Here is a 14,350-nt window from a genome sequence, read left to right as displayed (position 1 = left end):
CTATATTGAAGCACAATATCGTAACACCTAAAAAAATAAAGTTTTGGAGCGCCCAGAAAGTAACCTGAAAATATTGATCGAGAAGATCTCCCTGTTAAAAAACGAAATCCAGAAAGTAATTGTAGGTCAAGATGTCATTATTGAAGAGATGCTGATCGCTTTAATGGCTGGTGGCCATTGTTTATTGGAAGGTGTACCCGGTTTGGCCAAAACCTTAATGGTAAGGACCATGTCGCAGGCCCTAGACCTATCTTTTAGAAGGATACAGTTTACGCCCGACCTAATGCCAACAGATATTGTAGGAACAGAGATTTTAGAAGAAGACCACGCTACTGGTAAACGCTTTTTTAAGTTTAACAAAGGACCTTTATTTGCCAATATCATTTTGGCCGATGAGATCAACCGTACGCCGCCAAAAACGCAATCGGCGCTTTTAGAGGCCATGCAGGAATTTGAGGTTACCTACGGCGGGCAGACCTATCCATTAGACCGTCCGTTTTTTATCTTGGCCACACAAAATCCGATTGAGCAAGCTGGTACTTATCCTTTGCCCGAAGCACAATTGGACCGTTTTTTATTGTACATCAAAATAGGTTATCCAACAGCAGCCGAAGAAACCAGGATATTGAGCAGTACCACAGGTACACAAAAAAATAAAGTCAATCCTATTATTGGAGCCGAAGAGATCAAACAATTACAGGCTTTGACCAGAGAGGTAAGCATCAGCGATGATCTGGTGGCTTATGTAAGCGAATTTATCCGTGCTACCCGTCCAGATACCACCACAGTAGCATTTGTGAAAGAGTGGGTACGTTGGGGAGCAGGTCCAAGGGCAGGGCAGGCTTTGATCTTAACGGCCAAGGCCAGGGCATTGTTCCATGGCAGATATGCCGTAGTAATGGAAGATTTACAGGTTATGGCATATCCTGTATTGCGTCATAGGGTTCTGATGAACTTTAAGGCAGAAGCCGAAAACATTTCGGCCGATCAGGTAACCACCGAACTGATTAAAACAATTGCTAGACCAAAAGTTAACATTTAATGAGCAGACTGCTTGATCCCAAAATATTGGTGGCCATCAAAGACCTCAATTTGGCGGCAAAGGCCACCATTGATGGTTTCATGAGCGGTATCAATAAAAGTACGGTAAAGGGACAAGGTTTAGAGTTTAGCCAATATAGAAGTTACCAGCCTGGAGACGACCTCCGTTCGTTAGACTGGAAGATGTTTGCCCGATCAGATCGTTATTATATCCGCGAATCGGAAATAGAAACCAACATTGCCGTCCGTTTTTTGGTAGATGCCAGTGCCTCTATGAACCATATCGATGGTGAAATGACCAAAATTGAATATGCGAGATACCTCGTCGCTTCATTGGCATATCTGGCCAATTTGCAGGGTGATGCCATTGGGCTGTATGTATTTAAAGATGCAGGCATTTATACCATGGCTGCCAAGCAGGATTTCCAGCATTTGACCAGGTTGTTCTACCAATTAGAGCAGATCAAACCTGAAGGTACTTTCACCAAACCCATCCATTACAAAGAGATTTTTGCAGGTACACAAAAAAGAGAGTTGCTTGTTTTTGTAACCGATTTTTATCAGACCCATAACGAAATCTTTAACCTGTTGGATACTTTAAATACCTTACGACATGAAATTGTGGTTTTTCATGTACTGGCCAGAAATGAGCAGGAGCTCGATTTTAAAGGATATACAACTTTTGAAGATCTGGAAACTGGCGAAACCATACAGCTAGACCAGACCAAGGCAAGGGCAGCCTATCAAGAAAAGCTGGCGCTTTATCTAGAAGAAACCAGGATGCAATTGCTAGAATCGGAAAATCTATTACCAGACCATCTCTACCGACCAATCGTTAGACCAGGCCCTGCGCGATTTTTTAAAACAACGTAACAAACTTAGAATTTAGGCTGTGCAGTTGTTATATCCCATAGGTTTGTTTGCACTTGCAGGATTGATTATTCCTGTAATTGTCCACCTGTGGAATGTAAAGAGAGGTAAAACCCTAAAAATTGGGAGTATTTCATTATTGGGCGAAAGTGCCAAGGCAAGTTCTAAAAGTTGGCACATTAAAGATTGGCTATTGTTTATTTTACGTTGCCTGTTGTTAATTTTGATTGCCATTTTATTGTCGCAGCCCTATTTTAAAAAGGTAGATGGATCAAAAAAACAGCAGGGATGGGTTTTGCTTGAAAAAGTTCAGCTCAAACAGATTTACCATGCCCAAAAACAGACCATTGATTCGTTAATGAACTTAGGTTTTGAACTACATGGCTTTAACCTTGGTTTTCCATTAATTAGCCTTAAAGATACGGTAGCTTCGGTTGAAGAACAACAACTCAGTTATACTGCTCTGTTTAAACAACTGAATAGCCAATTGCCCGCCCATTTTCCCGTTTATCTTTTTGCCGATCAACAACTGCGGCATTTCGATGGTGCTTTGCCTTCCATCGCTTTTGACCTGAAATGGAAAACACCTGTTTCGACAGATACTTTAAAACGTTGGACAAGTCAATTTGCTGGTAAAAATTATCAAGCAGAATCAAGCCCATCCCTAACAAGTTATACGGCCATAGCAGATGGAACAAATATACCACAGATTGAAGTATTGATCTATCATCCAAACGGCACGGATAGAAAATATGTAGAAGCCGCCATAAATGCCATTGCCGATTTTACCAAAAGAAAAATAGTGATCAAAACCTGGGATGGTGAAGCTGATCTTAAGGCAGATGTTGGGTTTTGGCTTTCAGACCAAACAATAGGCCAAAAACACCTCATTAAATTGAAAAACGGTGCCAATCTATTTGCTTATGCCAAAGGTAAAACCAGAACTACAATCACCACAATCAATTTAAGCACCACGGCATGGGGTAATTATACTAATGTTGATGTATATCAAAGTATAATTCCAATACAACCAAGTGGAGAAGTGATTTGGAGCGATGGCTTTGGTCGCCCGATTTTAAGTAAAACACCAAACGAAAATTATCAGGAATATCGTTTCTATAGTAGATTTAATGCACAATGGACAGATTTAGTATGGAGTGAGCAATTTGTGAAAGCATTGATGCCGATGGTATATGCCCATCAAGAAGCAATAGATTTTGGTTTTGAAGACCATCCTTCAGACCAACGAGAATTGGCACAAGCGCAAAATCAATTGATACAGCTTCAATCATCATCTGTAGTGGCAAAAAGCAGTTCGACAACATCACTTGATCAGTTGTTTTGGATGTTGGCCTTTTTGGTTTTGATCATAGAACGGATTTTATCATTCAGAAAGCAAACAAAATTGGACCATGTTAAAAGCTGAAGGAGAAAAATGGATACAACAATTGCGGATAAAGTGGATTTCACTTTATTGGTTGCAGGCTACGTTGTTAAATCTGGCCATCTCTATGTTACTGACCGTTAGTGCAGTACGTTTTTTCGCTTTTTCTACTTGGATCCTGCTGCCCCTTGTTTTATTGGTAGGCGCAGTGCAGTTATGGCTCAAACCGATTTGGAAGATCAGCACATTGGCCATTTCTCGTTACCTTGATGCCAAATACCCAGTGCTGGAAGAAAGTACCACCTTGTTCTTGAGGCCCCAAACAGAAATGAGCTTGCTAGAACATCTGCAGCTTGAAAAGATAGGTCAACATTTGCCCATTGCCAACAGTTTAAACCCAATTTTGAAAAAGGTTGGGCTTAGTCTAGTCCTGTTGTTAGGCAGTATTGGTTTTAGTTTTTTGATTCATCAGCTACCTTCTTCACTTCGTGGCGATTCTTTAAGTACAAAAACGAGCAATGCTGCAGTAGTCAAAGAACAGTTCCCAGCCCAGCTCGAATCTTTTAAAGTAACCATTACACCGCCTGCTTATACCAAAAACAACCAACGTACACAAAAGCAATTGCTATTGCGGGTAGAAGCCAATGCAAAAGTAGATTGGCGATTTAAAACAAATAGCAGCCTCAAAAGCTTTAAAATAATTTTCAACGATAAAGAAATTGATCAGCTGAAACCCTTGGCTGCTGATTCTACCGAATGGGGTTTCTCCAAAACGATCAACCAAGCTGGGTTTTATCAACTGGTGTTAGATGGACAGAAATCTGATCTTTACCAAGTAGAGGTTATTCCAGACCTGCCTGTACAGATCAAAGATGATCCAACCTAAACAACGTACCGTTATAGATATCGGGCAGCCCCAAAAAGTAAACCTAAATGTTAACCTAATTGATGATTATGGGATAAAAGACGCCTTTATTTCGTTAACCATGGCCAGTGGTAAAGGTGAGGGCGTAAGTTTTACAGAAAAGAAATTGCCGTTCAATGCCAGTTTTAACAATCAAAAAGAAATCAAACTCCATCAACTGTTGGAACTCAAAGCTTTGGGTATGAAACCTGGAGATGAACTTTACTTTTTTATACAGGCCACGGATAACCATGGGCAGGTGAGTAGATCCGATGTTTATTTTGTGTCTATCGTAGATCCAGCAGAGCTGATGAGTATGGCTGGAATGACGAATGGTGTGGATCTGGTGCCAGAATATTTTAGAAGTCAACGCCAGATCATTATCGATACCGAAAAACTGTTGAAAGAACAGGAAGGTCTATCGACAGAAGAATTTAAGAATAGAAGTAATGCATTGGGTATCGACCAAAAATTGTTGCGTTTAAGATATGGGAAATTTTTGGGTGAAGAGGCCGAGACTGAAATTGGTGGAGACCACGACCATGATGATGACCATGATAAAGGCGAACCTGAGGCAAAATTTGGAGATGTACAGGCCATCATGGACAGATATGCACACAAACATGACATTGCCGAAGATGCTACTTTCTTTGAACCAGAATTGAAGGCCCAATTAAAAACGGTATTGACTGAAATGTGGAAGTCGGAGCTGCAATTAAGGACCTACAAGCCACAGGCAGCCCTGCCATTTGAATATAAGGCATTGCGCTTGCTCAAAGACCTCCAACAAAAATCAAGGGCCTATGTGGCAAAAACAACTGTTAAAACAACGACTTTGAAACCCAAGAAGCGTTTGTCTGGCGAGTTGGATAAAATTTTGTCGCCGCTACAAATAACAGCTTTTGAAAAGAAAGACCAAACTACTGAGCACTTGAAGATTTTACTTTCCTTATTGGAAAATAGAAAAACCGGAAAGTCTTTTGATGCAGCAGACCGTCAATTGTTGCATGAAGCAGAAGGCCAACTGATTGGTGCTGCAGCCGGGCAGCCGGGCATCTATCTTGTGGCTTTAAAAAGTTTGAGAAAGATCAGCATGACCGATAAGGTCAATCTGGAAGACATTGAATTGGTACAACAAGCAGTTCAAAGAATAATTGGCCAACAAACCGTAAAACCACAGACCCGAAATGTTGGACCAGCCAACAGTTTATCCAAAAACTATTTCAATTACCTTAAAAAGCACAACAGATAGCTATGGAATTTAAATATACTCTACTTCTGGTCTGCTTCATTTTTGTGCTATTTCTTATCTACAAAGAAGTGAAAAGGGTAAATAAGGCACGCTTGCTTTGGCGTATCATTGCAAGTGTCGTAATGGTGGGAGCCTTTGCTGCGCTTGTTCTTCCAGTTACCTATACCGTGAAAAAGGTGGAGACCGCCAATGCATTGAACTTGATTACAGTTGGGGCCACTAAAGAAAACATCTCAATGATCAAAGGCAAAAGCTATACTTTGGATTCTGCAGTGATGAATGCACACCCAAATAGCAAGATCAATTACCTGCCCGATTTATCATATCATCTGCAATTACATCCAGAAATCAACAATATCCATGTTTATGGCTATGGGTTAGAAAATGAGGAATTGAAAAAATTAGGTAACCATGTGCTTACTTTTGATTCAGTTGCAACACCATCTGGTGTAATTGCTGGCAATTGGCAACCCGAACTCAAAGCTACGGTACCTTTGATTGTTCAAGGCCATTACCATAATGAAAATGACCAACCTATAAAACTGTTGCTTTTTGGTCTAGGAAAAAACTTGGATTCGTTAACTGTCAAAGCTAAAACCCGTGCTGATTTTTCTTTTAAAACCATTCCTAAACAAATTGGAAAGGCAGTTTATTACTTAACTGCTTTACAGGGAAAAGATACATTGAGCAAAGAACCTGTTCCATTTATGGTAACAAAAAAAGAAGAGATGAACTTATTGGTTTTGGCCTCTTTTCCAGATTTTGAGTACAAATTCCTGAAAAAATGGTTGTACGAAAACCAATATTCAGTTGCCCTGAGAAGCAGGATCAGTAAGAATAAGTACAGCATAGATTTTCTGAACAGGAAAGAAATCAATTTAGAACGGATCGATCAAGCTACATTAAAAAATATAGATGTACTCATCGCTGATGAGGAAGAACTGAAAGCACTAACTGCTACAGAAAGCGCTGCAATTGATCAGCAGAGTGGAACTGGGATGGGATTAATGATCAGGTTGATTGATCCGAAACAAAGCAACCCATTCAAAAGCTTCGATCGATATGAAATTCCGGCTACATCAGAAAAACCAGTGCCTTTTAAATTAATTGGAGAAAACGCCAATTTAAATACATTACCTTTTGCACAGACTTTATTTTTAAAAACAGCTACAAATGACCAAACTTTAGTAGTAGATGCCAAAGGGAGGACAGTAGTAAGTACACAACTTAGGGGAATGGGTCAGATATTAGGTTCTACTGTTTCTGCTACCTATCAATGGCAACTTGCCGGAAAAAACACAGATTATACAACCTTTTGGACAACTTTATTAAACAAGGCCTCAAAACCTGTGGTAGTTGAACAAACGATCCAACTGGTACCCCGATTGACTACCGTTAATCAGAGAAATAGGCTGATCTTAAATACAACAACTGATAAAGCACCTTCAATTGAGCTTAAGAATCTGAGGTTGAGTCCCCGACAAAATATGGAGTTACCTTTTGAATGGGATGTTATCTTTTGGCCAAACCAAACAGGTTGGAACCAATTCAACATCAACCAAAAAACATCAACTTTTTATGTTTACCAAAAGTCTGATTGGCAAAATCTTCAAAATGCCGAAAAACTAAAAAATAACCTTCAATTTGTAGCGAAGCAACAGAAAAAAAAGACAGCACTCGTACAAAACAACAGTTTGGTGAAAAAAGAGATTTCCAAATGGTGGTTTTTAGCATTTTTTTTATCGGCAGCCTTCTTCTTATGGTACGAATTAAGGGTTTTGGAGAACAAATAACAATTGAAACTAAAATGTTATATTCTTTAAAGAGGTTTGCCTGCTAAAATTACTATCTTGAGCTAATCAACCACTAACTAAAACCGAACCGTTTTGAAAAGAAAAGACTTCCTCTACTTATCTGGAATGGGTGCCGGCGCATTGTTGCTTCCAGATCTTTCTGCGTTTGCAACTCCGATCGACCCTTTACAGGCACTAGACCGTGTAGACGTTAAAATCAAAAAAGAACTTGCCGATGTTGCCTTAAATGCGGCCAAATCAAAAGGTGCAAGTTATGCCGATGTACGCATTGGCCGTTATCTAAACCAATTTGTTTCTACCAGAGATAAACGTGTACAAGGCGTTGCCAATACCGAATCTTATGGCGTGGGCATCAGGGTGCTGGCCAACGGCTGTTGGGGTTTTGCAGCAACCAATAATGTAACCAAAGATGCCATTGCCAAAGCTGCAGAACAAGCAGTTGCAGTAGCCAAAGCAAATGCCAAGATACAAGGCGAAGCCGTACAGTTAGCGCCTCAAAAAGGCTATGGCGAGGTAAGTTGGAAAACACCAATAGAAATCAATGCTTTTGAAGTACCCGTAAAAGATAAGGTAGACCTATTGCTGAATGTAAATGACATTGCCATACAGAATGGAGCCAATTTTGTAAATGCGGCACTATTTGCAGTGAACGAACAAAAATATTTCGCCTCTACAGATGGTTCGTACATTGATCAAGACATCCACCGTATCTATCCAACATTTGGTGTAACTATTATTGATAGGGAATCAGGAAAGTTCAAGACACAATCTGCCCTAAGCTCGCCAATGGGTATGGGTTTTGAGTATATGAATGCTCGTCCTGAAGATAAAGTAAGTGGCGTAATTACCCGTTACAAAGGTAGATATGACATTTTAGGTGATGTGAAAGAGGCTACACGTGTAGCCAAAGAAAAAATTACTGCAAAATCTGTAGAGCCAGGTAAATACGATTTGGTTTTGGATCCTTCGCACTTGTGGTTAACCATCCACGAATCGGTAGGGCACCCAACCGAATTAGACCGTGTTTTAGGTTATGAAGCCAATTATGCAGGTACAAGTTTCTTGACTTTGGATAAATGGGAATTTAAAAAATTCAAGTTTGGAAGTGATAAAGTAAATATTGTTGCTGATAAAAAACAAGTTGGTTCATTAGGTGCTGTAGGTTATGATGACGAAGGAGTGGCCTGCAAGAAATGGGACTTGATCAAAAATGGCGTATTGGTAAATTACCAAGCTATCCGTGATCAGGCGCATATTATCGGTTTAAAAGAATCACAAGGTTGTTGTTATGCCCAAGGTTGGGACGATATCCAGTTCCAGCGTATGCCAAACGTATCGTTAGAAGCCGGTAAAGAAAAACTCAGCGTTGACGACATGATCAAAAACGTAGAAAAAGGCGTGTACATTATCGGTGATGGAAGTTATTCGATCGATCAACAACGTTACAATTTTCAATTTGGTGGACAGTTGTTCTACGAGATCAAAAATGGTAAGATCGTTGGCATGTTGAATGATGTATCTTATCAGTCTAATACACAAGAGTTCTGGAATTCTTGTTCAGCAGTTTGTGACGAAAGTGATTACCGCTTAGGGGGTTCATTTAATGATGGAAAAGGCCAACCGTCACAAAGTAGTGCCGTTTCTCATGGAAGCTCAACAGCACGTTTTAATGGAGTTAATGTTATCAATACAGCTAGAAAAATATAATTATGGCCATATTAAGTAAAGAAGAAGCCCAAGCAATATTAAAAAAAGTACTCAGCTTTTCGAAAGCAGATGCCTGCGAGATCAGTTTGAATGGATCTGATGGTGGTAACATCCGCTATGCCCGAAATGCAGTATCAACTGCTGGCCAGATCAGCGTAATGAGCCTATCGGTCAACTCTACCTTTGGTAAAAAGACAGGTTCGGCATCAATCAATGAATTTGACGATGCTTCTCTACAAAAAGTAGTAAAAAGAGCAGAAGAATTGGCGATGTTGGCCCCAGAAAATCCGGAGTCGATGCCATTATTGGGTGGACAGACATTCGCAGAATCGACCACTTATAACGAAAAAACGGCTGCCATGACCCCAGATACGAGGGCCGAAATGGTGGGCAAAAGTTTAAGTGTAGCTAAAGCAGCCAATCTGGATGCAGCTGGTTTCTTAGAAAACTCGACCCGTTTCAATTCGGTAATGAATTCAAAAGGTTTATTTGCCTATAACAAATCTACAAACGTATCCTTTTCTGTAACGATCAGAAACAAAGAGGGAACAGGTTCTGGATATGTAGAGCAAGACTTTAACGACCTAGGCAAAATGGATGTGCTGGCACTCAGCAAAATTGCTGCAGGTAAGGCTACAGGTTCTGCAGGTGCAAAAGCGATCGAGCCTGGAAAATATACAGTTATTTTAGAACCATTAGCGGCAAGTGATATCTTAGGCAATATGTTTAGGGGTTTTGATGCCCGTAGTGCGGATGAAGGTAGAAGCTTTATGAGCAAAAAAGGTGGAGGAACCCGCTTGGGAGAACAGTTGTTTTCAGAAAACGTAAACATCTATTCGGATCCAATGAACCCTGATATGCCATCTTCAACATGGACAGGTGACGGTTTACCAGTGAAAAGAACGCAATGGGTAAAAGATGGTGTAGTCAAAAATCTATCTTATTCTAGATTTTGGGCCAATAAAAAAGGCGTTGAACCACTTCCGTTCAATAGAAGTATTGTATTGGAAGGCGGAACACAATCTTTACAAGATCTGATCAAAAGTACCGAAAAAGGAATTTTGGTTACCCGTTTCTGGTACATCAGGTCGGTAAATCCTCAAACCCTATTGTTAACAGGGTTGACACGTGATGGTACTTTCTATATCGAGAATGGTGAAATCAAGTTCCCGATCAAAAACTTTAGGTTTAACGAAAGTCCGGTAATTATGTTGAACAACGTAGAAGCACTAGGCAAACCTGTAAGAACGGGTAGTGGAATGATCCTCCTATGAAAATAAGAGATTTCACTTTCACCTCATTATCAGATGCTATTTAAAAACAAACAGGCGATGAGATTTCATCGCCGTTTTTTTAACCTTTAAATTTAATTAGAATTGAGAAGAAGAGATTTCCTGTATATGACAGGTTTAGGTGTTGGTACGGCCATGCTCCCAAGTCTGAATACCTTTGGAAGAATAATTACAGTTGAAGAAGCATTGACACCTGTAGATGTAAAGCTGAAAAAACAGATGGCTGATGTTGCTTTAAATGCAGCCAAGTCTAAAGGAGCAAGTTATGCAGACGTACGCATTGGTAGATACCTTAACCAAGTGGTAGCCACAAAAGAGACCCGCGTTGAGAATATTTCGAACAGCGAATCTTATGGTTTGGGTGTAAGGGTATTGGCTGGAGGCTCTTGGGGTTTTGCAGCTACCAATAAATTAGACAATGATAGCATAGCCAAAGCTGCAGAAATGGCAGTGGCCATTGCCAAAGGCAACTCCAAACTGATGAGCGAGCCTGTACAATTGGCTGCGCAAAAAGGTTATGGAGAAGTAAGCTGGAAAACTCCGGTAGAGGTCAATGCTTTTAGTGTTCCTATTCCTGATAAGGTAGAACTGCTGTTGAGTGTAAACAACGAAGCGCTTAAAGGAGGTGCCAAATATGTGAACTCCAACTTGTTTATGATCAATGAGCAAAAGTATTTCGCTTCAACAGATGGTTCGTATATTGATCAGGATATCCACAGGATCTGGCCTAATTTTACGGTAACCAAGATTGATGAAACTAGTGGGAAGTTTGAAACTAGAAATGCATTGAGTGCGCCTATGGGTATGGGTTTTGAATACCTTACGCCAAAGGATGAAGAAAAAATAAAAGGTGGACCTGTTACCATGTACAAAAAACGCTACGACATGTTTGAAGATGTGAAGGAAGCTACCGTACATGTATCGGAGAAATTAAAAGCCAAACCAGTTCCGGCTGGTAAGTACGATTTGATCTTGGATCCTTCGCACCTGTTTTTAACCATCCACGAATCAGTTGGCCATCCTACAGAATTAGATCGTGTATTGGGCTATGAAGCCAATTATGCAGGTACAAGCTTCCTGACTTTGGACAAATGGGAAACCAAGAAATTCAATTTTGGCAGTAAACAGGTCAACATCATTGCCGATAAAACAGAAAAAGGCTCATTAGGTGCCGTAGGTTATGACGATGAAGGTGTGAAATGTGGCAAATGGGACATCATCAAAGATGGTATCTTGGTCAATTACCAGACGATCCGCGACCAGGCACATATCTTAGGTTTAAAAGAATCGCAAGGTTGTTGTTATGCAGACAGTTGGGATAGTATCCAATTCCAACGTATGCCTAATGTATCGTTAGCGCCAGGTGAGGCTGCTTTATCAGCAGCAGACATGGTTAAAAACGTAGAAAAAGGTATTTATATGTTTGGTCGAAATTCGTATTCGATTGATCAACAGCGTTATAATTTCCAGTTCAGTGCCCAATTGGCCTATGAGGTTAAAGAAGGTAAGATTGTGGGTATGTTTAAAGATGCCGCCTATCAATCCAATACACAAGAATTTTGGAACTCATGTGCCCAACTTTGCGATAAAAATGATTACCGTTTAGGTGGAACCTTTTCTGATGGGAAGGGGCAGCCTAGTCAGGTGAGTGCTGTATCGCATGGTAGTGCTACCACACGTTTCAATGGTGTTAAAGTAATCAATACCGGAAGCAAATTAGGTTAGTAGAGAATTGTCATGCTGAGTCTGTTGAAGCATTTTTGTATTGGTCTTCGACAGGCTCAGGCTGACAATTTATTAACTTTAACACAGTTAGTTGGGATTACAAAACCCGATAACAAATTATCCAAATAAAAATATCAACTTCTTTATGAAGCCAATTTAGGTAGCGTAACAAAGATCACACTTCCTTTTCCTACTTCGCTCGTTACCAATATTTCGCCTTTCATTAACGTAGTAAACGCTTTGCAGAGCATTAAGCCTAAGCCTGTACCTTTTTCCTTGTTGGTGCCAAGCTGGGTAGGAGTATGCTGAGAAGTGTCGGTACTGTTAAGTTGTTCTACCAATTGTGCGGTAATACCAACACCATTGTCAGAAACAGAAAAGGTAGTTTGGTTTTCGGTTAAAGAGGTATTCAATTCAATTACACCATTGTTGGGTGTAAATTTAATGGCGTTGGCAACAATGTTCCTCATGATCAACTCGGTCATGTCGGCATCTGCATACACAGTTGCATCTGGGGCAATATGGTCGATTAGATTAATTCCTTTTTGAGCAGCCTGTGCACTTAAGGTTTGGATCACCTGATTGGAAATATTTTTCAACGAGTGGCTATGGCTGTTGGGTTTATAGCCTTGCAACTGGCTCCTGCTCCAATTCAACAGGTTTTCCATTAAAATAGAGGTATGGTCTAATGTTTTGTTGATTCTTTGGCATAACGCTTGATCTTTTCCGAAGACAGGTCGTGGTCTTCCAATAAATGGTTGAAAGAGATCAAAGTGTTTACCGGTGCGCGCATATCGTGGCTGATGATTGTAAAAATGCGGTCCTTTACTCCATTGATATTCTCTAGGTCCTTTTTTTGTTGGGTAATGAGCTCATTAAGTCTTCTGGTTTTTCTTTGGTTGTAAAAAATCAAGATGGATATCGATATGGCCATTAAGGCTACAACCGCAAGAAAGAACTGGAATTTTTTATTGGTTTCAATTTTTCCCTGCTGTAAAGAAATCTGTTGCTCACTGGCCTGTTTATCTAATTTCGCCTGTAAACGATCTTTTTGGATCACTGATTCTTGCAGTGCTTTTTCATTCTGCAATTCATTTTGACGTTTGGCGAAAGTCAGTTCCGCATTTTTTTTCTGTTCTAAAGTCAGCTCTAGCTGTTTCTTGTTGATCTCTAACAATTGATGTTGCTGTAGGTTCAGTACATTTTGCTTAGCAATCTGTTCGTCCTTTAGTTTGGTGTCGTATTTGGTTTGTAGGTTTAAGATCTCCGCAACTTTATCCTTAGAAAAAACCTTAACATCTAAATCTCTGGCAGAATCGGCATATTTCAATGCTTTTTCAAACTCCCCCTTTCTTTTGTAAACTTCGTAGAGATTGGTAAATAAACCTCTTTTCAATACCATTTCATTGTTGCCGTTAGAAAATGCCAAAGCCTGTAAGATATAGGTCTCCGCATTTTCATAATCATTCATTTGAAACGTAAGCTCGGCGAGGTTCTGGTAGATTGATTGTTTGAAATAACCCACGTTTCCTTTATCGACCAATGTTTTGGCCTTTAAGAAAGAATCGTAGGCTTCCTTATAACGTTTAGACCTACGCTGGCTGATCCCAAATTGGTTAAGGTACTGATTTGGTTAAACTCTGTGCCCTTTTTCTCGTTTAGGGCCAATGCCTGTTTATAATAACCAATGGCTATATCATATTTAGACTGACTATCATTTAGGATACCCATGTAATTATAAGTGGTAGCCTCTTCTAAAATCAGGTTCTCTTGCTTGGCAATGTTTAGGGCATTTTGAATATAGTTTTCTGCATTTTTATATTCGTTAAACTGTATTTGGATCCACGTTAGGTCTAAATAGGCCCGCCACAAATTTTTGGGTTCATTTATTTTTTGATAGATATTTAAGGCCTGGATATAATTTGGATAAGCTAATGTATATTCGCCAGTTAAGACATAAGAGTAACCGATTGCTAAATAAGCAATACCTAAACTGTGGTTGTTTTTTGAAGCAATCGCATCCTTGATCGCCAAGCTGGCAACTTCGCCACCCAGTGGATTTTTTTTTATAATCAACGAATTGGCATACTCAACCGTTTTTTTGATCCTTACCGTATCGTTTTTTATTTTTAAGATGGCTTGATAGGCACTGTTGTCAGTTAAGTTTTTTTGTGCATATAAACTGTTGACTCCCATTAAAAGCAGAAGGCAGAAGAAAAAACGAATGCACAATTGGTTCATTAAATGCGGATCAAGATGAGCGTTTTGTAAAAAAGAGGAGCAAAATAACCATTTATAGCTATTGTTTTAAGCAAAGTAGCTATTTTTTTGAAATTAATTTTTGATGTTTATACCCGTTAT

At 39.8% G+C, this 14,350-nt stretch carries 12 protein-coding genes; 9 read left to right on the top strand and 3 right to left on the bottom strand.

From position 1 onward, the window contains the following. Nucleotides 1-43 precede the first annotated feature (43 nt). The 9 genes from ACFJIZ_RS08595 to ACFJIZ_RS08555 all read left to right on the top strand — a co-directional run bounded on the left by ACFJIZ_RS08595 (nucleotide 44) and on the right by ACFJIZ_RS08555 (nucleotide 11,989). The gene (locus ACFJIZ_RS08595) at nucleotides 44-1,042 is read left to right on the top strand and encodes an AAA family ATPase (protein WP_379092333.1); all 999 of its coding nucleotides are present in this window, start codon (nucleotides 44-46) and stop codon (nucleotides 1,040-1,042) included. Then, the gene (locus ACFJIZ_RS08590) at nucleotides 1,042-1,914 is read left to right on the top strand and encodes a DUF58 domain-containing protein (protein WP_379092330.1); all 873 of its coding nucleotides are present in this window, start codon (nucleotides 1,042-1,044) and stop codon (nucleotides 1,912-1,914) included. Before ACFJIZ_RS08595 ends, ACFJIZ_RS08590 begins: the two co-directional genes overlap by 1 nt. A 19-nt stretch (nucleotides 1,915-1,933) precedes the next feature. Continuing rightward, on the top strand, nucleotides 1,934-3,337 hold the full coding sequence (locus tag ACFJIZ_RS08585; RefSeq protein WP_379092327.1) for a BatA domain-containing protein: 1,404 nt from the start codon (nucleotides 1,934-1,936) through the stop codon (nucleotides 3,335-3,337). After that, nucleotides 3,324-4,181, top strand: coding sequence for a hypothetical protein (locus tag ACFJIZ_RS08580; RefSeq protein ID WP_379092325.1), 858 nt, complete (start codon nucleotides 3,324-3,326; stop codon nucleotides 4,179-4,181). The genes ACFJIZ_RS08585 and ACFJIZ_RS08580 overlap by 14 nt, the downstream gene beginning before the upstream one ends. Next, nucleotides 4,168-5,451: a hypothetical protein gene (locus ACFJIZ_RS08575; protein WP_379092322.1), complete on the top strand. Its 1,284-nt coding sequence runs from the start codon at nucleotides 4,168-4,170 to the stop codon at nucleotides 5,449-5,451. The genes ACFJIZ_RS08580 and ACFJIZ_RS08575 overlap by 14 nt, the downstream gene beginning before the upstream one ends. Nucleotides 5,452-5,519: 68 nt before the next feature. Next, nucleotides 5,520-7,244, top strand: a complete 1,725-nt coding sequence (locus ACFJIZ_RS08570; RefSeq protein ID WP_379092319.1) for a hypothetical protein — start codon at nucleotides 5,520-5,522, stop codon at nucleotides 7,242-7,244. A 93-nt stretch (nucleotides 7,245-7,337) separates the two neighbouring features. Continuing rightward, nucleotides 7,338-8,972, top strand: a complete 1,635-nt coding sequence (locus ACFJIZ_RS08565) for a TldD/PmbA family protein (RefSeq protein WP_379092317.1) — start codon at nucleotides 7,338-7,340, stop codon at nucleotides 8,970-8,972. Nucleotides 8,973-8,974: 2 nt separating this feature from the next. Beyond that, complete coding sequence (locus ACFJIZ_RS08560; protein ID WP_379092314.1) at nucleotides 8,975-10,246, top strand: TldD/PmbA family protein; 1,272 nt, start codon at nucleotides 8,975-8,977, stop codon at nucleotides 10,244-10,246. 102 nt (nucleotides 10,247-10,348) lie between these two features. Then, nucleotides 10,349-11,989 carry a TldD/PmbA family protein gene (locus tag ACFJIZ_RS08555; protein ID WP_379092311.1) on the top strand — a complete coding sequence of 547 codons (1,641 nt, stop codon included), beginning with the start codon at nucleotides 10,349-10,351 and terminating at the stop codon, nucleotides 11,987-11,989. Nucleotides 11,990-12,132: 143 nt separating this feature from the next. Here the strand turns inward: ACFJIZ_RS08555 and ACFJIZ_RS08550 are convergent, their stop codons facing one another. From ACFJIZ_RS08550 to ACFJIZ_RS08540, 3 genes are read right to left on the bottom strand one after another with little or no spacing between them, the layout of a single operon-like run. After that, the gene (locus ACFJIZ_RS08550) at nucleotides 12,133-12,657 is read right to left on the bottom strand and encodes a sensor histidine kinase (protein WP_379092308.1); all 525 of its coding nucleotides are present in this window, start codon (nucleotides 12,655-12,657) and stop codon (nucleotides 12,133-12,135) included. A gap of 17 nt (nucleotides 12,658-12,674) precedes the next feature. Further along, entirely contained in the window at nucleotides 12,675-13,532 is an 858-nt protein-coding gene (locus ACFJIZ_RS08545; RefSeq protein ID WP_379092305.1) for a hypothetical protein, read from the bottom strand. Nucleotides 13,533-13,543: 11 nt separating this feature from the next. Continuing rightward, nucleotides 13,544-14,185, bottom strand: a complete 642-nt coding sequence (locus tag ACFJIZ_RS08540; protein WP_379092302.1) for a tetratricopeptide repeat protein — start codon at nucleotides 14,183-14,185, stop codon at nucleotides 13,544-13,546. Nucleotides 14,186-14,350: the final 165 nt, after the last annotated feature.

This window comes from Pedobacter sp. UC225_65, assembly GCF_042698365.1.
GTDB lineage: Bacteria > Bacteroidota > Bacteroidia > Sphingobacteriales > Sphingobacteriaceae > Pedobacter.
The sequence above is the reverse complement of the archived record's forward strand: the minus strand, read 5'-3'. Positions and strand labels throughout refer to the sequence as shown.

Excerpts from the sequence above, each read along its gene's own strand:
- ACFJIZ_RS08590 (WP_379092330.1), top strand. The coding sequence starts at position 1,042 with ATGAGCAGACTGCTTGATCCCAAAATATTGGTGGCCATCAAAGACCTC.
- ACFJIZ_RS08580 (WP_379092325.1), top strand. The coding sequence starts at position 3,324 with ATGTTAAAAGCTGAAGGAGAAAAATGGATACAACAATTGCGGATAAAG.
- ACFJIZ_RS08575 (WP_379092322.1), top strand. The coding sequence starts at position 4,168 with ATGATCCAACCTAAACAACGTACCGTTATAGATATCGGGCAGCCCCAA.
- ACFJIZ_RS08560 (WP_379092314.1), top strand. The coding sequence starts at position 8,975 with ATGGCCATATTAAGTAAAGAAGAAGCCCAAGCAATATTAAAAAAAGTA.
- ACFJIZ_RS08550 (WP_379092308.1), bottom strand. The coding sequence starts at position 12,657 with ATGGAAAACCTGTTGAATTGGAGCAGGAGCCAGTTGCAAGGCTATAAA.
- ACFJIZ_RS08540 (WP_379092302.1), bottom strand. The coding sequence starts at position 14,185 with ATGGGAGTCAACAGTTTATATGCACAAAAAAACTTAACTGACAACAGT.